This window comes from Ochrobactrum chromiisoli, assembly GCF_026241335.1.
GTDB classification, from domain to species: Bacteria; Pseudomonadota; Alphaproteobacteria; order Rhizobiales; family Rhizobiaceae; genus Brucella; species Brucella chromiisoli.
In genome coordinates this window covers 168652-186052 of sequence record NZ_JAPHAV010000004.1, presented here as the reverse complement: position 1 = coordinate 186052, position 17401 = coordinate 168652, and the positions used below count along the sequence as shown (strand labels likewise).

Sequence of the window (17401 nt, the reverse complement as noted above, 5' to 3'; positions counted from 1 at the left end):
TAATGAATCTGAAGAGCAAAAAACTGCGAGTTTTATCGATTTTTGGAACCCGACCGGAAGCAATTAAAATGGCGCCAATCATCAGTGCGCTTAATTCTGCGGAAGATATTGAATCTCGTGTTTGTATTACCGCGCAGCATCGTGAAATGTTAGACCAAGTTCTTTCATTGTTTGACATAGTACCAGACTATGATCTCAATTTGATGCAGCCAGGGCAAGGGTTAACGGAGATCACCATTGGTGTATTAGATGGGGTCAAGTCTGTAATCAATGATTTTAGTCCAGACTTAGTGCTTGTGCATGGTGATACAACTACAGCGTTCAGTGCTTCTTTAGCGGCATATTATAGTCAGATCGCAGTTGGGCATGTAGAAGCTGGTTTGAGGACAGGCAATATTTATTCACCTTGGCCGGAAGAGGTAAATAGAAGACTGACCGCGGTAATTGCGCAGCTCCATTTTGCACCCACCCAAACATCACGTTATAACCTACTAGCCGAGAATGTTTCTGATCAAACGATTTATGTTACCGGTAACACGGTAATTGATGCCCTATTTGATGTAATAAAGCTGCTACGTGCCGACAAAAAAATAAATAGGGTTTATTCAGATAAGTTCAATATTAATGACAACAAGCGGCTCATATTGGTGACGGGACATAGACGAGAGAGTTTTGGTGCAGGATTTGATAGGATTTGCGACGCACTTTCTTTGTTGGCTCAGCGAGACGACATCCAAATTATATACCCAGTTCATCTTAATCCCAACGTGGGTAGGCCGGTTAATGAACGGTTAGGTGCCCATCCCAATATTCAGTTGATAGAACCGCAGGAATATTTACCATTTGTGTGGTTAATGGATCGTGCAGATATAATCTTGACCGACTCCGGGGGTGTGCAAGAGGAAGCTCCCTCGTTAGGCAAGCCGGTACTGGTAATGCGTCAAACAACGGAACGACCAGAGGCGGTAGAGGCGGGTTCAGTTAGACTTGTAGGAACGGATGCTGAGCTCATAGTTAAAGAAGTCTCACGTCTTTTAGATGATCCCACATTATCGAAGACAATGTCGAAAGTTCAAAATCCATATGGCGATGGTAAAGCCGCGGGTAGAATTCTCGCTGCTATTCGTGAATTTGCAACAGCTGGAAAAGATTAGAACAGACATGAGAACTAGGATATTCCACCGGATTTCGGTTATCGGTTTGGGTTACATAGGATTGCCAACGGCTGCATTGTTTGCTTCGCGCGGGATAGAAGTAATCGGGGTAGACGTTAATGCGAGCGTGGCTGACACAATTAATGGTGGAGGGGTTCATATTATTGAACCCGAATTGGACATTGTAGTTCGAGCAACTGTGCAACAGAAGTTGCTGCGGGCAACCTTGATGCCGGAGCCTGCCGAAGCGTTTTTGATAGCTGTACCAACTCCGTTTAACGGAGAGAACCATGACCCAGACTTAAGCTATATTGAGAAGGCTGCCAACGCTATTGCTCCCGTACTAGTAACCGGAAATTTAGTAATCTTGGAGAGCACCTCTCCTGTCGGAGCCACGGAGTTAATGGCTGAATGGCTGGCTAAGGCTCGTCCTGATCTCACATTTCCACAAACGCATGGTGAAGAATCAGACATTCGTATCGCTCATTGTCCCGAACGTGTGCTTCCAGGTAAAGTTATGATGGAATTGATATCCAACGACCGAGTCATTGGAGGGATGACCTCTTACTGTTCAAAGGTGGCAGCAGATCTCTATCAAACATTTGTTACAGGCGAATGCGTTATTGCAAGCAATCCGCGTGTCGCAGAGATGGCAAAGCTGACGGAAAATAGCTTTAGAGATGTAAATATCGCGTTTGCTAATGAATTGTCGTTGATTTGTGATCGCATGCATATCGACGTTTGGGAATTAATTGAACTAGCAAATCGTCATCCTCGGGTCAAAGTTCTACAACCGGGGCCGGGCGTCGGTGGTCATTGCATCGCGGTAGATCCTTGGTTCCTTATTTCTTCTGCACCTGAACAGGCAAAGTTAATACGAGCAGCGCGTGATGTTAATGACTCAAAACCAAAATGGGTAATAGAAAAAGTCCGTGCAGCAGTCGGTGCGCATTTAATGGAGAGAGGGGCGAAAAGTGCTAGTGAAGTGAGCCTCTCCATTTACGGCTTAGCATTCAAACCGAACATTGATGATTTGCGCGAAAGCCCAGCACTAGAAATCGCGCGAGATTTGGCCAAAGAACACGCCGGCCTGTTGCTGATAGTAGAGCCAAATATTGAAAGGCTGCCAGAGGGGTTGGGGAACGCCAGACTCTCTAGTCTTGAAGTGGCTAAAAACAGTGACGTTCATGTCATGTTAGTGGACCACAATTTGTTCGCCGATCAACGCCCAAGCAACGGCCGCATTGTTGATACACGGGGTATATGGGCATGAAGCGCGTTTTAATCACTGGAACGGCTGGTTTCATCGGGTTCCATTTGGCGTGTCTTCTTTTATCGGAAGGTTTCCGTGTCCATGGCTATGATGGTATTACGGATTATTACGACGTAAATTTAAAGCGTCGTCGTCAGGAGATGCTCCTGCAGAATGGTAATTTCTCCACAACTGAAGGCATGCTTGAAGATCAGGCGCTTTTTGATAGCATCGCCGATGATTTTCGTCCGGATGTTATCGTCCATCTCGCAGCTCAGGCAGGGGTACGTTATAGTCTCGAAAATCCACGCGCTTACCTCGACTCAAATGTGATCGGAACTTTCAATGTTATGGAAGCGGCGCGACGATTGACTGTGGAACATTTGCTAATGGCTTCAACGTCGTCGGTTTATGGTGCGAATGACGAGATGCCGTTTATTGAAACAGAGAAGGCCGATACTCAACTGACGATATATGCGGCAACCAAGAAAGCGAATGAAAGCATGGCGCACGCCTATGCACATTTGTGGGATTTGCCTACTACGATGTTTCGGTTCTTTACAGTATATGGCACTTGGGGGCGCCCAGATTTAGCGCTTTACAAATTCGTAGATGCAATCCTCGATGACCGGCCGATTGACGTATATAATAACGGCGATATGCATCGTGACTTTACTTATGTTGATGATTTAGTGCGTGGCATCCGTCTTTTGATCGATACGCCCCCTATACGTCCGCTGACTAAGGAGGAGATTGTCCCTGGTGATAGTCTTTCACCAGTCGCACCCTTTCGTATTGTAAATATAGGTAATTCAGACAAGGTGCGATTGCTCGATTTTATTGATTCAATTGAAGAATGCGTGGGAAAAAAAGCAAGTCGTAATTATTTAGGAATGCAGAAGGGTGATGTACCTGCAACATGGGCCAATGCCGAACTGCTGCAACGGCTGACCGGATACCGCCCGCAAACCGACTTCCGCGATGGTATCGCGAAATTCGTAGCTTGGTTTCGCGAATATTATGGAAAGTGATGCAGGAAACATGAGCGTTTTAAAAGAACCGATCATCGCTGTAATTGGCTTAGGATATGTAGGCCTGCCTTTGGCAGTCGAGTTCGGTAAGAAGTACGCTGTAATCGGTTTTGATATTAATCAGGACAGAATCACGGAACTACGCGCAGGCAAAGATCATACACAGGAAGTTTCGGCGGAGGAATTGGCCGAGGCAGCTCAACTTGATTTGACGTCGGAAATGAAAGAGTTGGCTAAAGCCAATATCTACATCGTCACAGTGCCTACACCAATCGACGCTCATAAGCGACCTGATCTTACTCCGTTGCTCCGAGCTTCTGAAACCGTTGGGCGGGTGCTAAAGAAGGGCGATATCGTTATCTACGAATCCACTGTTTATCCCGGTGCAACGGAAGATGACTGTGTTCCGGTACTTGAGCGGATGTCGGAACTGAAGTTTAATGTTGATTTCTTTGCCGGGTATTCGCCTGAACGCATTAATCCCGGTGATAAGGCGCACCGGTTGACTACAATCTGCAAAGTGACTTCAGGCTCGACGCCACAAATTGCCGATACGGTGAATGAACTTTATGCCTCTATCGTTACCGCCGGAACGTACAAGGCTGAAAGCATCCGTGTGGCGGAGGCTGCAAAGGTGATCGAAAACACGCAGCGCGATCTCAATATCGCTCTCATCAACGAACTGGCCATCATCTTCAACCGCATGGGAATTGATACCGAAGCTGTATTGAGAGCAGCTGGTACAAAATGGAATTTTCTTCCATTCCGTCCAGGGTTGGTAGGAGGGCACTGCATCGGTGTTGATCCCTATTATCTGACACACAAAGCCGAAAGCCTCGGCTACCATCCGCAGGTGATTCTTGCCGGTCGTCGCATCAATGATGGCATGGGTTCATATGTAGCTGGCCAGACCATTAAAGCGATGCTCAAACGACGCATACAAGTCAATGGCGCTCGCGTCTTGGTACTGGGTCTTTCGTTCAAGGAGAACTGTCCTGATCTGCGTAATACTCGGGTAGTCGACGTCATCACGGAACTACACGACTACGGTATACATGTTGATGTCTGTGACCCATGGATTGATGCAGTAGAGGCTGAACGCGAGTATGGCTTGAAGCCTATTGACGAGGTTCAAAGTGGTGCCTACGACGCGATTATTCTGACGGTGGCGCACAAAGAATTCACTAAGCTTGGGATTGAAACTATACGTTCCTACGGCAAGCAGGAGCATGTCGTCTACGATCTTAAAAATGTGCTTCCAGTTGACAGCGTGGATTTGCGGTTATGAAGCGCGCTTTGTGTCTACTTATCACTTTATTAATAGCTGTGATCCCCAACCCTCTCAAGATTGTTTTGCTGAGAGCCGGTGGTGCAAAGATCGGGCGAGGTTGCTACATTGGTTGTTCGCTTGTAAATGTACGTAGGCTTCACCTTGGAGATTATGTAAGGATCGGGCATTTTAATCTTTTGCACCGATTATCAGAACTCGAAATGGCAAGCGGTTCAAAGATTGAATCTCTCAATTGGATCACGGGAGCTGGTAAAGGGTGGCTAAGATTAGGGCGTAACAGTTCCATCCGCAGGTTCCATTTTATCGAGGCTTCAGGCGGTGTGAGAATAGGAAATAACACTATCATTGCCGGGCGATCAACGATTATTTATACTCATAGTGCTGACCCATTGAATATTACTGTGACGCGCTCAGTGGAAATCGGAGACTGGTGTTATATCGGGGCGGCGTGCCGTTTTATCCCAGGTTCGCTGGTGAACAATGGTACATTTGTCGGTATGGGCAGCGTAGTTGCGCGCCAGCATAAAGAGGAATACGTCGTACTTGCAGGTAGCCCGGCTGCCCCAAGACGCGAGCTTGATCGAACAAGTAAATACTTTGCACAACCCTTCAAAGCGCATGGTCATCATCCGACGAACTATGAAGGGTGACCGTAGGTATGTCTGGTTTATTGAAGGGATCTTTATTTCTTACTCTGGCGATGTTGTTCTCACGCGGAGCAGTTGTTTTAGCTTCCGCGTTGGTGGCAAGGGCATTTGGAGCTGAAGCGTTTGCTTTATTCACATTTGTCCATCTGACCGCAACCTCTTTGTCGAATATGGCTATGTTAGGTATGATGAAGGGGTTACCTCGTTTCTGCGCGCGAATGACAGTGGACGCTTCCGTCGATGCGTTGACGCAGGTGATTTTGGCGGCAGGTGTAGTAGTTGTAGGTCTGGCAATGGCGATGATCACCGTACTGGTCGTGCCAGCTGAAATAATAGGGCTGTCTGAACCGGCGAAAAAAGGCGTTTTAGCTGCTTTAATTTTAGGAATTGGATTGAACAACCTGCTGGTAGGGGTGAGCAACGGCTTTGAGCGATTCGGCTGGGTAACCATTTCTAGCTTTGTGTTGGGCATAATTTTAATTGGAGGAACGTTGATCGCGGTTCTTCTCGACGAATCACAGTGGCCATTGCGTATATATCTGCTTGCCACATGCATTTCGTTGTTGATCCTAGTCCCAGGAGGACTAGGCCAGATTGTCCGGCGCTACACTAAACAAGGCGCAGTGCTGAATTCTTCCAATATTAAAGTGGTCTGGGCTTATCTGGGGCCGATGTTTCTGGCTACGACGATGACCAACACTGGGCTGTGGCTGGCTGGGCGTTCTTTGATTGGCGGGGTTGGAGGAGGTACAGCCTTTGCCGAATTCGCCTTGGGGATGCAATGGTTTGGTTTGGCACAGATGGCATCAAATATTATTTCTCGCACAGTTATGCCAAGGTTGGCACGTAATGTCTGGACGCGGGACATTGATGATCAGCATAAAACGATAAAGCAAGCCCAATTATTTTCTGCTTTTGGAGCAATTGCGGTACTTGTTGGAGTTCTCTTGCTGGGGCCTTTTTTAATTGGTTTTTATGGAACAGAGCTCGCAGGCAGCCGGTGGTCTCTTACACTTTTTGTGGCGGCAGCAATCGTAGCAGCGCCAATTACGGTTATATCGAGCGTATTAGTAGCTGAAGCACGTTACCATGCGGTGTTTTGGTCGACATTGGTATGGTGGCTCCTCATCGTATTAATACCGATGATTGTCCATATTACGACCTCTATTCAAATGGTGATTTTAGTAGTGGTGGCATACACTATTTATCTGGCTCTCTTATTAGTTGGTCGCTCACATAGCATGGGAGCGGCTTAACATGATAATACGGCTCGCTAAGTCGCATATCAGACTAACGTGGGGCGGGCTCTTGCTGGTAAGATTTATCTTATGCATATCCATCTCTATGCTTTATGAGATAGGTCAATGGAGTTTTCTGTTGTGGGGATTCGTCGGCCTCTCCTTATACAGTATGAAAGCTCTCAGTGCAGGTACTCCTTTAAAACTAGCAATTTCTCTAGTCATCGTTCTCCATTTTTTATGGATGATTGTTCTGATAGCTTGCGTGATCCTTAATGTAATGCCGGTGATGTATACGCCCGCAAGATGGGCGACGTTCAATGCAGGTCATCTAGACGATGCTTTAATTGGCGCAGCACAGGTTCTCTATTTGATGACATTTTGCTTGGAAAATCAGAAGGTTGAATCCGTTTTCTTTTATCGCAAAGCCAATCTACGGACATGGGCGATTTGGGCAGCAGGTTTGTTAGTTTCCTTTTTTATTAACAGAACAGGCTTTGTTCTATCCGGTCAGTACTCGGGTAATCAGAACTCGTACTGGTCCGGCCTCCCTGCTATATTTGTGTTGCTGATGGCTGCATTTTGTCTTAATTACAGAAAACCGAATATAGCATTCTTTTTTGCAACTAATCTTATTGCATTTTATTGGATAATGGCTGGAAACAGATCAGAGATACTCACTTTTGTTATATTTTCTAATGTTACTTATTTGATTTCAGCGCTTTCTTTGAATAGTGAAAAGCAGAAAAACTTGGTGGCCTTGTTGGTGTTGTTTTTCGGTTTTGTTGTTTTTAGTTTTGTGGGTCTCATTAGAGGTGGGGCGGGTGGGTCTGAGTCGATGTTTGCATCGGTGTTCGGCCAGATGTTTCAGGAAAACCATCTCAGCGTGTCTACAGTTGGCTCGTCAGTCTACAGTGGCGTGGTTGCAATCGACGCATCAAAAAGGTGGGGCGCATATTACGGAATGACGTTTTTCGGTCAGTTCATCAATATCATCCCATCCTTCATTCCGACACCTTGGGAGCGGTATGTCGATCCCTATCGAATGTTCGAAAGTACATACCAAACGATGGGGGGCTTCGGAATCCTCGGTGAAGGATATATGAATTTTGGAGTGTTCGGAGCTGCAGTCATGGGACTATTTTTGTCCGTACTGATGCGAAAGCTGATGGTAGCTGCACCACGGAGTTTTTTCGCCTCTTGGTTCTTGCTGTCGTTTGCTTTGTATTCACAAAGGTTTTTTTATTATGGGTATGTATATCTTCACAATCTCATTATCCTTTTTTTGGTTATTTGGATCACATTCACCATTATGAAGGATTTGTCTCGAATAGGAAGAACAAGACATGTTTAGTGTTGCCCTTGATGCTTCCAACCTTCGCGAGGGCGGAGGCGTCACCCATCTTGTTGAATTGCTATCCGCCGCCCATCCGCAGAACTACGGTATTAAACGGGTCATCGTCTGGGGAAACAGGAACACCGTTGCTCGTATCAATGAACGTGCATGGCTGGAACTGCGCTCTCCGCCTGTGATGGAGGAAGGCCAGTTCGCGCGCGCGCGATGGCAGCGTCATACATTGCCAGAAGAGGCACTGGCGGCAGGTTGTGATCTACTTTTCGCTCCGGGTGGCAATGTGCCGGGTAATTTCCACCCTTTCGTCACGATGAGCCGCAATATGCTTCCTTTTGATCGCATTGAGGTGGCGCGCTATGGATGGGGAATCAAACGTTTCAGGCTCGAACTGTTGCGTATGATGCAAGCACGCAGTTTTCGCCGTGCTGATGGGTTGATCTTCTTAACTCACTTCGCCCGTCAAAGTGTGCTGGAGGCCAGTGGATCGGTCGGGGCGCAGATTGCGACTATATCACATGGGGTAAGCAACAATTTCTCTGTGCCTCAACGACAATTCCGGTCGCGCTCAGAATTCACGGACGATGCGCCGTTGCGCATTGTCTATATTTCGCATGCGAGTCCTTACAAGCATCAATGGCACGTCATTGCTGCTTTGGCTGGATTGCGAAGGCAAACCGGTTTGCCATTACAGTTTGACATGATGGGGCCGCACTCGGTGCCCGCAAGCGTAGGACGTATCAAAGCAGCCATAGCGCTACATGATCCACAAGGCAGCTGGGCTTATCTTCATCCTCCTCAACCACAGGCTACTGTGCAGGATTATTTGGCTAAGGCAGATATCGGTGTTTTTGCATCAAGTTGCGAAAATATGCCCAATATCCTGCTTGAGAAGATGGCAGCCGGCTTACCTTTGGCGTGCTCAGATCGGGGACCAATGCCGGAGTGCCTCCGCGATGGAGGTATTTATTTTAACCCTGAAGACCCGTCCTCAATTGCTGAAGCTTTGCGACAACTAATCGACGATCCCGTGCTGCGCGGCAACCTTTCTAGGCGCACGCGTGACTTGGCATCCGACTTCAACTGGCAACGCTGCGCAAACGAAACTTTTGCTTTTTTGCAGCGTGTAATACTCGACGCCCGCACTCCCAGTTCTATAAGAAAGTCCAGCTCATGAAACAGCTTCTCCAATCGCTTAAGGACGGATCTACCGAAGTGGCAGACGTTCCCGCGCCACTCATTGGGAAAGGACAAGTTTTGATCCGTACTTCGATCAGCCTCGTCTCTGCCGGAACAGAGCGGATGCTTGTGGATTTTGGAAAAGCGAACCTAGTTAATAAAGCCCGCTCACAACCTGACAAAGTGCGAATGGTGTTGGAAAAAATCAAGACGGACGGTCTCGTAACCACCATCGAAGCGGTGCGCTCGAAGCTCGATCAGCCTTTGGCGCTGGGATATTGTAATGTCGGTCAAGTGATAGAAAGCCAAGCCACGGGATTTGCGCCGGGTGATCGAGTTGTTTCTAACGGTAAACATGCCGAAATCGTCGCTGTCCCGCAAAATCTCTGCGCGAAAATTCCCGAAAATGTGAGTGATGATACAGCGAGCTTCACCGTTCTCGCCTCGATAGGACTTCAGGGAATTCGATTAGCAAACCCAACAATTGGCGAATGTGTAGTTGTCACAGGCCTCGGTCTGATCGGACTGCTCACAGTGCAGATGTTGCGTGCACAGGGCTGTCGTGTTCTGGGCATCGATTTTGATCCAGCCCGATTGGAGATCGCGCGCCGCTTAGGCGCGGAGACCGTCAACCCTGGCGCGGGCGAAGATACGCTCGCGCGGGCGCAAGCCTTTTCGCGTGGTCGAGGCGTGGATGCGGTAATCATCACGGCGTCCACGAAAAGCAACGAGCCGGTTTCGCAAGCCGCGCGTATGTGTCGCAAGCGTGGCCGCATCGTTCTAGTGGGTGTAGTCGGGCTAGAGCTGAGTCGAGCCGAGTTCTACGAAAAAGAGCTTAGCTTTCAAGTCTCCTGTTCATACGGTCCGGGACGCTACGATTCAGCTTACGAGGAGCAGGGACAAGATTACCCAATCGGCTTCGTACGTTGGACCGAGCAGCGCAATTTCGAGGCCGTGCTTGACCTGATGGCGGCCGGAGCATTCAATCTTGAGCCACTCATTACTCATCGCTTCGCCATAGAAGACGCAGGAGAGGCGATGGATCTGCTGTCTTCTGGACAGCCCTCGTTGGGGATTTTGCTGGATTACCCCAAAACAACTACCGAGCCTGAACGCTATGTAATGCTCACTGACGTTTCTAACAGCGTAACGAAAGGCAAGGGTGTTGTAGGCTTCCTAGGTGCGGGTAATTATGCCGGGAGGGTATTGATCCCGGCGTTCAAAGCCGCGGGGGCGAGTCTCCACGGTGTAGTCAGTTCTGGTGGGGTCAGCGCTGTTCATTTTGGCCGAAAATTTGGTTTCACGAAAGCCTCGAGTGACGAGACGACACTGTTGTCGGATACGGCGATTGATACTATCGTTATTGCCACACGGCATGACGCTCATGCTCGTCAAACGCTGGCGGCCCTTAGGGCAGGGAAACATGTCTTCTGCGAAAAACCACTTTGCCTGACGCAGGTCGAACTGGACTCGATTAATGAAGAATCTAACGCAAGGCCGAATCAACTATTGATGGTGGGCTTCAACCGCCGTTTTGCGCCGCATGTTGTGAAGATGAAATCACTGCTTGCTCCCTTGTCGGTGCCCAAGAATTTTATTGTAACTGTTAATGCGGGAGACATTCCTGCCGATCACTGGACGCAGGATCCTGCAGTCGGCGGTGGGCGTATTATAGGTGAGGCCTGCCATTTCATCGACCTATTGCGCCATTTAGTCGGCCATCCAATAACTGGATTTACCGCGCAGTCGCTCGGAGCACATCCTGGCTTGGCAATTCGCGAAGATAAGGCCGTCATAACATTAACATTCTCGGACGGATCGATTGGATCAATACTGTATCTTGCGAATGGGCATAAGGGTTTTCCTAAGGAGCGAATAGAAGTATTTGCCGGTGGCCGCGTTCTACAACTTGACAATTTCCGTAAGTTGAAAGGGTGGGGTTGGTCTGGCTTCAGCAAAATGAACCTGTGGCGTCAAGATAAGGGGCAGTTGGCCTGCACCGCTGCGTTTTTGCGTGCAGTGAAGGAAGGGAGCGCGTCACCCATTCCACATGAGGAAATTATTGAAAGTGCTCGCCTATCAATTGAGATTGCTCAAACGCTAGGGAGTACGAATGTATGATTGCCATACCTCGTCTGTGGCGCACCGTTCGTTACCTTAAGCCCATTCAAATCTACGGACGAGTATGGTTTCGGCTCAAGAAGATTAAACCTGACTTGAGTCCAGCTCCTCCAATGCGGAGGCAGTTTGGAAAATGGTCCCAGCCAGCTATGCGAGAGTGCGGTCAGCTTGGGCCACAACGTTTCCGCTTCCTTAATTCTGAACATGATTTAGGAAGCGTGGGGTGGGATAGCCCAACAATGCCTAAACTGTGGCGATATAATCTTCATTATTTTAACGATCTACAAGCAAAAGATTGGCAGAGCCGTCACGCTTGGCATAGTGATTTAATTGAGCGTTGGATTAACGACAATGCTCCTGGATACGGCTCTGGTTGGGAGCCCTACCCGTTGTCGCTACGTATTGTTAACTGGATTAAATGGCACTTATCCAGTGGTAAACTCTCGATTACGGCACGGCACTCTTTGGCGGTGCAAACTCGGGCTTTATCGGAGCGTTTAGAATGGCATCTTCTGGGTAATCATTTGTTTGCAAATGCTAAGGCGTTGCTATTTGCGGGCCACTTTTTCGAAGGGAAAGAAGCTGAACTATGGCTTCACAAAGCCCAGACAATATTACTGCGGCAACTGGATGAGCAATTTTTAGGCGATGGTGGGCAGTTTGAACTTTCAACGATGTATCATGCTTTGGCGCTTGAAGATCTATTGGACATACTCAATTTGGCGCGATCATTTCCTGAACTGCTCTCTTCAGAACTCAGGTCTAAGCTTGATAGTCGTGCAGTGAGCGCTCGAGAATGGCTTGACAGGCTCAGTCATCCAGATGGCGGTATAGCGTTCTTTAATGATGCAGCGTTCGGCGTTGCGCCAGATAATGATTCATTGGGACTCTATTCGGATGCGCTAGACATACGACCACCGTCCATCCCTGGACCGGTTGAACATCTTAGCTCTTCTGGCTATGTACGTTTAACTGCAGGGCCAGCGGTGGTAATTGCCGATTTTGCAGAGATCGGTCCAGATTATTTACCCGGTCATGCGCACGCAGACACTTTAAGCTTTGAATTTTCCTGCTTTGGGCAACGTGTATTCGTCAATAGCGGGACTGGTGAGTATGGAAATAGTACAGAGCGTTTGCGACAGCGTGGCACAGCAGCTCACAATACGGTCGTCCTCAACGGCCAAAATAGTTCGGAGGTTTGGGGAGGTTTTCGAGTTGGCAGGCGTGCGCGTGTATCAGAAATTGATGTACTGCCCTCCAGTAATTCTTTAATCGCATCCGCTAGTCACGACGGCTATTCTTATCTACCCGGGAAACCTGTGCATCGCCGAAGATTTTTGTTGATGAATAAGAAGTTACGAGTTGAGGATCAGGTCGTTTCTTCAACACCGATCACGTCTTCAGTGGCTCGGTTACATCTACATCCGAAGGTCAAATTTACCGTAAGTGATGGTATTCCTGAGTTAAAATTAGAAAATGGTAAGGTCTTGTGGCTGGACTTTGGTGACGCGACATTTAATACGGAGACGACTACATGGCATCCTGAGTTCGGGATAAGCGAAACGACAACATGTTTAGCTATTCCGCTTAATAACGGTCGGTTAGCAATAGAAATCCATTGGGCAAAATAATGCATATACTGTTTCTGACTGATAATTTCCCACCAGAAGTTAACGCACCTGCATCCCGTACATTTGAACACGCTCGAGAATGGGTTCAGGATGGTCACCAGGTCACAGTAATAACGTGCGTTCCCAATTTTCCAAAAGGCCGTGTATTTGCCGGTTATACTAATCGGCTTTGGCAGCGCGAGGAAATTGAGGGCGTCCAGGTAATTCGAGTGTGGAGCTACATCTCAGCAAATGAAGGGTTCATTCGACGCAGCCTCGATTATATAAGCTTTATGATTTCTGCTACTGTAGCTGCCCTTTTCGTCAAAAGGGTGGACCTTATTGTCGCTACGTCGCCACAATTTTTCACCGCCGTCGCTGGATGGCTTACGGGCTTGCTTAAGCGTCGTCCTTGGGTTTTTGAACTTCGTGATCTGTGGCCAGAATCAATTCGTGTAGTGGGCGCTATGAAAAAGTCTTCGCTACTCGACATGTTAGAGAGATTAGAACTATTTTTATATCATCGCGCAGATGCAGTGATTTCGGTCACAAACTCATTTCGTGATAACCTGATTGCGCGGGCTGTTCCGGCTGAAAAGATACACGTTGTTACAAATGGTGCAGATCTTTCACGCTACAAGCCAATGGCAAAAGACGAGAATTTAATCAAACGATACGAATTACAGGACTGTTTTATATTGGGCTATATTGGCACGATGGGCATGGCTCATGGCCTAGACACAGTTCTTGATACAGCTAAAAACATCAGTAAGTTGGGACTTACGGATATCCGCATATTAATGCTCGGGGACGGGGCTCAGAAAAAACACCTGATGAAGCGCGTAGAAACTGAACGCATACATAACGTCCTCTTTTTGGAATCTGTTCCGAAAAGCGAGGTCACTCGTTATTGGTCTCTTTTGGACGTTTCTTTAATTCATCTAAAAAATGACGATCTCTTCAAGTCAGTCATTCCTTCGAAACTGTTTGAGAGCATGGCAATGGGAGTGCCTGTTCTATTTGGTGTAAAGGGGGAAGCTGCTGATATTGTTCGCCATCATGAAGTTGGGTTATTAATTGAACCGGAATCAGCAGGTGAAATGACGCAGGCAGTTATAGAGTTGCATACCAACAGCGACCTTCGCGAAAATCTGGCACAAAATTGCCAAGAAAGTGCGCAACAATTTGATCGACGGGAGTTGGCATACAAAATGCGAGAAGTATTGTTAGACGTCGTATCTTAGCATTGTTTTATCTCCCTATTAACGTTCACCTACTACCGCTGTATGGTTGTATGGAGAGAACGTCTTAGATATAGTAAGGTGCTGTGCCTATGAGTATAAAAAAGACAATTTTATTATTATTGGTATTTTTATGCTTCATTTCATTTGTTCTATATTTATTGGCCGAACAAAGAAAAATCGCTCGTTCAAATATAAATGATACTCAGAGTACCGATCCTATCCATTTGTCCGGTCAGTTAAACATTAATTCACTTTCCGATTTACGTGTGTCTGGGCGAAAAATAGCATTATGTGGTGTATCGTTCACCAAACCCAGACAATTTGAGGATCTCATGCTTGCTGGAGCCCGCAGAAGCCTTCAAGGCAGTGAAGTTAAATGCACACAGGTGGGTGGAGGAACGCCTTGCGATGGAAATTCGGCCACTCGCTTCGGCGAAGTTATTGTCGTGCAGTGCCTTACGAGCGATAAACGAGATGTCGCACGTATATTAAGTGAGGAAGGTATTTTTTGTGATCTCCCTGCACAATCTGGTGGCTATTACCGTCCCTGTTAATTAATCAGGAAAATTATACCATTGCTTGGTTGTATATCATAATATTAGCAATTCATGGATTTGGGAAGTCTTAATAGATCCAGAGCGCCATCGGTCTGAGTGGAAGATTTTCTACATATACAATTGACTATTTATTGCTGCAATTTGGGAAATCGGGACATTGACGGCCAGTAAAGATACTTTCCCTTAGAATGTATCGTTTAATCAGCTTTTAGGCATAATTTCAATTATAAGCGCTTTGTCTTCCATTTTTTCGGCGAAGAAGAGACAAGCGCCTTATTTCTAATGTGCGCATCAGATAGCGTTCGTGTCACCCTCCTGAAGTCGTTCATTGACTCGACTTCATATTAGGCTATAAAGTCTGAGTAATTAGGAATCTTAGAGGGAAATTTCATGTCTGTATTGGCTCGGGCTTTTGCTAAGTGCCTCACTGGGACCACAGTGGTTCTCTTGCTGTCTTCGGCAAGTTCGTTAGCGCAGTCGAATGAATGTACTTGTCTAGTTCCAGAAGGTTCTGTAGGTGTTGTTGAGGCCGTTCGAGGAGCGGTATATGTTTCGCAGTCGAACGGGGCTGTGCCGCTTATTAAAGCGATGCGTGTTTCAGCAGATAGCTCTGTCGTGTCTGGCCCAAAATCGGCGTCAACTATTAATTTTGGTTCCAGTTGCTCTTTGCGTTTGGCCGATAATGCGACCCTCGTCTCGAAATTGCAAAATGGCAATCAGTGCTTAAGCGTGACTTCCAACATCAGTGCTGGTGGTTCAGTGGCAGATATAAGTAGCGCGTCTACAGTTTATGGTGCACCAATTGGCGTGGCTGGTGCATCTGTTGGTCCTGTGTTGGTGACCCCTGTAACCATCGCGGCAACCATCGGTGCCAGTGCGGTAGTTATTAGTGTCGCGAACCGCGATCGATCCGTTAGCCGTTAATTGATTATGAGTTATCCCGCGGCGCTCCGAGTTGGGCGCCGTGATTTTATGAAGATTTACATTCGAGATTAATTAAAAATTCGAACCTTGTATAGCATCGTTCAGTAACAACGCGGCAGAGGTTTTCATGAAATTGATTTCACCTAATGATTGATCTTCATTCACATATATTACACGGCATAGATGATGGTGCTTCAGATATCGAAGTGTCTGTTGAAATGGCGCGAATTGCAGTTGCTGATGGAATTACCCATATGGCTTGTACGCCGCACATATTTCCTGGGAAGTATGAAAATAATTCCGCTATTATTTTACCGGCTATTAAAGCCTTGCAATCTGTACTCAATGAAAAAAAAATCGCTCTTAGGTTGATGTGTGGCGCAGATGCGCACGTGTCTATTGATTTGATTGATCGGATTACGTTGGGTGAAGTCCCAACCTTAAATGGCTCTCGCTACTTTCTCCTGGAGCCACCTCACGAGGTCTTACCACCGCGATTGCCAGATTTGGCAGAGAAAGCCTTATTAGCAGGATATGTTCCTATTATCACTCATCCAGAGAGATTGTTGTGGGGTGATAGGCATTATGAGGTGTTTATCAAACTGTCAGACATGGGATGCTTACTACAATTGACCGCTGGTTCTCTGTTGGGCGATTTCGGGTCGCTTGCAAAAAAAGTAGCTGAGCGCATACTTGCCGAAGGTCGCGCCGGAATTGTTGCTACCGATGCTCATGGAATAAAGTATCGACGTCCCTTGTTGTCATTAGCCTATAATCATATTGCTGCTAAAATCGGAAAATCTGAAGCAGAAGAACTTTTTGTTAAGCGACCTATGGCAATTGTGTCCAATCAAGAAATTAAGTTTTCGTTCAAACGCAAATCCGATGTCGAGAAGAGCCGGTCATCTGGCAATGCAATGGTTAAAGTAATTAGCCGGATCTTTGGAGACAGGTGATTTATGTCAATAAATCAAATAGCAGTTTTGTCTGTATTGGTGGGCTTCGTGTCTGGTTGCACAGGTACTGCTAACACCGGAGCTTCTCCTACAGATGTATTATCATTGCAGTCGAATGCATCGGCTTCAGTCAGTAACGATGGCAGCCTGAGGTTGGTAAAAACACTACCAGCACCTGCTGGTACGAATGACGGAGCAGACCAGCTTATTTCTTCAAACGATATTCTGGATGTTAATTTTTTTGGCGTGCCAACATTAAACAGCACGGTTCAAGTTGACTCTGGCGGACGCATATCTTTGCCACTCGTTGGGGTTGTCAATGTCAATGGTAAAAGCGTGCGAGAGGTCGAGCAAGAGCTTATTCGCTTATACGGTGCATCATATTTACAGTCACCAAATATCACTGTTTTCTTAAAAGAGTCTGCTCGCCAACGGGTAACAGTTGACGGAGAGGTAGCACGAGCGGGCCTATATCCCGTGACAGCTCAGACAACGTTGCTCGATGCAATCGCTTTATCGGGCGGGTTGCGGGATATTGCAGATCAAAAAAAGGTTTTTGTCTTCAGGGATGTTGGTAATAGCAAATTAGTAGCGAATTATAGCGTCGAAGACATTCGTAGTGGTCGACTAGCCAACCCGCGAATTTACGGCGGAGACACCATAATGGTATTTACCTCACGTCAGCGGGTGGCTATCAATAACTTGAAAGAATCTTTGGGGATGGCAGCTACTGCAAGCCGAGCGGTTATCATTCCTTAAATTACAAGCCATTAGAACGTTTGTTCCTGAGCACCATTCTTTTTTATGTGGTGGTAAAAAAGCTGACAAACGTTAGAGTTAAGAACA

Annotated in this window: 15 protein-coding genes; all 15 read left to right on the top strand. The window is 47.0% G+C overall.

Features of this window, described 5'->3' with window-relative positions:
* Positions 1–2: 2 nt before the first annotated feature.
* A complete protein-coding gene (gene wecB, locus OPR82_RS11475; protein ID WP_265984909.1) occupies positions 3–1154 on the top strand; it encodes a non-hydrolyzing UDP-N-acetylglucosamine 2-epimerase in 1152 nt (383 codons plus the stop codon).
* Positions 1126–2427: a UDP-N-acetyl-D-mannosamine dehydrogenase gene (wecC, locus tag OPR82_RS11470; RefSeq protein WP_323054548.1), complete on the top strand. Its 1302-nt coding sequence runs from the start codon at positions 1126–1128 to the stop codon at positions 2425–2427. Before wecB ends, wecC begins: the two co-directional genes overlap by 29 nt.
* Positions 2424–3437 carry an NAD-dependent epimerase/dehydratase family protein gene (locus OPR82_RS11465; RefSeq protein ID WP_265984908.1) on the top strand — a complete coding sequence of 338 codons (1014 nt, stop codon included), beginning with the start codon at positions 2424–2426 and terminating at the stop codon, positions 3435–3437. The genes wecC and OPR82_RS11465 overlap by 4 nt, the downstream gene beginning before the upstream one ends.
* Positions 3427–4725 carry a Vi polysaccharide biosynthesis UDP-N-acetylglucosamine C-6 dehydrogenase TviB gene (tviB, locus tag OPR82_RS11460; protein WP_323054547.1) on the top strand — a complete coding sequence of 433 codons (1299 nt, stop codon included), beginning with the start codon at positions 3427–3429 and terminating at the stop codon, positions 4723–4725. The genes OPR82_RS11465 and tviB overlap by 11 nt, the downstream gene beginning before the upstream one ends.
* Positions 4722–5378: an acyltransferase gene (locus OPR82_RS11455; protein ID WP_265984907.1), complete on the top strand. Its 657-nt coding sequence runs from the start codon at positions 4722–4724 to the stop codon at positions 5376–5378. Before tviB ends, OPR82_RS11455 begins: the two co-directional genes overlap by 4 nt.
* Before the next feature lie 8 nt (positions 5379–5386).
* On the top strand, positions 5387–6631 hold the full coding sequence (locus tag OPR82_RS11450; RefSeq protein WP_265984905.1) for a lipopolysaccharide biosynthesis protein: 1245 nt from the start codon (positions 5387–5389) through the stop codon (positions 6629–6631).
* 121 nt (positions 6632–6752) lie between these two features.
* Entirely contained in the window at positions 6753–7967 is a 1215-nt protein-coding gene (locus OPR82_RS11445) for an O-antigen polymerase (protein WP_265984903.1), read from the top strand.
* A complete protein-coding gene (locus tag OPR82_RS11440; RefSeq protein ID WP_265984902.1) occupies positions 7960–9141 on the top strand; it encodes a glycosyltransferase in 1182 nt (393 codons plus the stop codon). Before OPR82_RS11445 ends, OPR82_RS11440 begins: the two co-directional genes overlap by 8 nt.
* Complete coding sequence (locus OPR82_RS11435; RefSeq protein WP_265984901.1) at positions 9138–11264, top strand: bi-domain-containing oxidoreductase; 2127 nt, start codon at positions 9138–9140, stop codon at positions 11262–11264. Before OPR82_RS11440 ends, OPR82_RS11435 begins: the two co-directional genes overlap by 4 nt.
* Positions 11261–12895 (top strand): heparinase II/III family protein, encoded by a 1635-nt coding sequence (locus OPR82_RS11430; protein WP_265984900.1) that lies wholly within the window; start codon positions 11261–11263, stop codon positions 12893–12895. The genes OPR82_RS11435 and OPR82_RS11430 overlap by 4 nt, the downstream gene beginning before the upstream one ends.
* On the top strand, positions 12895–14118 hold the full coding sequence (locus OPR82_RS11425; RefSeq protein ID WP_265984898.1) for a glycosyltransferase family 4 protein: 1224 nt from the start codon (positions 12895–12897) through the stop codon (positions 14116–14118). The genes OPR82_RS11430 and OPR82_RS11425 overlap by 1 nt, the downstream gene beginning before the upstream one ends.
* 89 nt (positions 14119–14207) lie before the next feature.
* Positions 14208–14672: a hypothetical protein gene (locus tag OPR82_RS11420; RefSeq protein WP_265984897.1), complete on the top strand. Its 465-nt coding sequence runs from the start codon at positions 14208–14210 to the stop codon at positions 14670–14672.
* Positions 14673–15434: 762 nt separating this feature from the next.
* Entirely contained in the window at positions 15435–15599 is a 165-nt protein-coding gene (locus OPR82_RS11415; RefSeq protein ID WP_265984896.1) for a hypothetical protein, read from the top strand.
* Between the two features lie 146 nt (positions 15600–15745).
* A complete protein-coding gene (locus tag OPR82_RS11410; RefSeq protein ID WP_265984895.1) occupies positions 15746–16555 on the top strand; it encodes a tyrosine-protein phosphatase in 810 nt (269 codons plus the stop codon).
* Between the two features lie 3 nt (positions 16556–16558).
* Positions 16559–17314 carry a polysaccharide biosynthesis/export family protein gene (locus tag OPR82_RS11405; protein WP_265984894.1) on the top strand — a complete coding sequence of 252 codons (756 nt, stop codon included), beginning with the start codon at positions 16559–16561 and terminating at the stop codon, positions 17312–17314.
* Positions 17315–17401: the final 87 nt, after the last annotated feature.

What these genes read in the sequence shown, in the direction of transcription:
- OPR82_RS11455 (WP_265984907.1), top strand. Translation starts at nt 4,722, where the DNA reads ATGAAGCGCGCTTTGTGTCTACTTATCACTTTATTAATAGCTGTGATC.
- wecB (WP_265984909.1), top strand. Translation starts at nt 3, where the DNA reads ATGAATCTGAAGAGCAAAAAACTGCGAGTTTTATCGATTTTTGGAACC.
- OPR82_RS11410 (WP_265984895.1), top strand. Translation starts at nt 15,746, where the DNA reads ATGATTGATCTTCATTCACATATATTACACGGCATAGATGATGGTGCT.
- OPR82_RS11435 (WP_265984901.1), top strand. Translation starts at nt 9,138, where the DNA reads ATGAAACAGCTTCTCCAATCGCTTAAGGACGGATCTACCGAAGTGGCA.
- OPR82_RS11405 (WP_265984894.1), top strand. Translation starts at nt 16,559, where the DNA reads ATGTCAATAAATCAAATAGCAGTTTTGTCTGTATTGGTGGGCTTCGTG.
- OPR82_RS11425 (WP_265984898.1), top strand. Translation starts at nt 12,895, where the DNA reads ATGCATATACTGTTTCTGACTGATAATTTCCCACCAGAAGTTAACGCA.
- OPR82_RS11430 (WP_265984900.1), top strand. Translation starts at nt 11,261, where the DNA reads ATGATTGCCATACCTCGTCTGTGGCGCACCGTTCGTTACCTTAAGCCC.
- OPR82_RS11420 (WP_265984897.1), top strand. Translation starts at nt 14,208, where the DNA reads ATGAGTATAAAAAAGACAATTTTATTATTATTGGTATTTTTATGCTTC.
- OPR82_RS11465 (WP_265984908.1), top strand. Translation starts at nt 2,424, where the DNA reads ATGAAGCGCGTTTTAATCACTGGAACGGCTGGTTTCATCGGGTTCCAT.
- OPR82_RS11440 (WP_265984902.1), top strand. Translation starts at nt 7,960, where the DNA reads ATGTTTAGTGTTGCCCTTGATGCTTCCAACCTTCGCGAGGGCGGAGGC.
- OPR82_RS11450 (WP_265984905.1), top strand. Translation starts at nt 5,387, where the DNA reads ATGTCTGGTTTATTGAAGGGATCTTTATTTCTTACTCTGGCGATGTTG.
- tviB (WP_323054547.1), top strand. Translation starts at nt 3,427, where the DNA reads ATGGAAAGTGATGCAGGAAACATGAGCGTTTTAAAAGAACCGATCATC.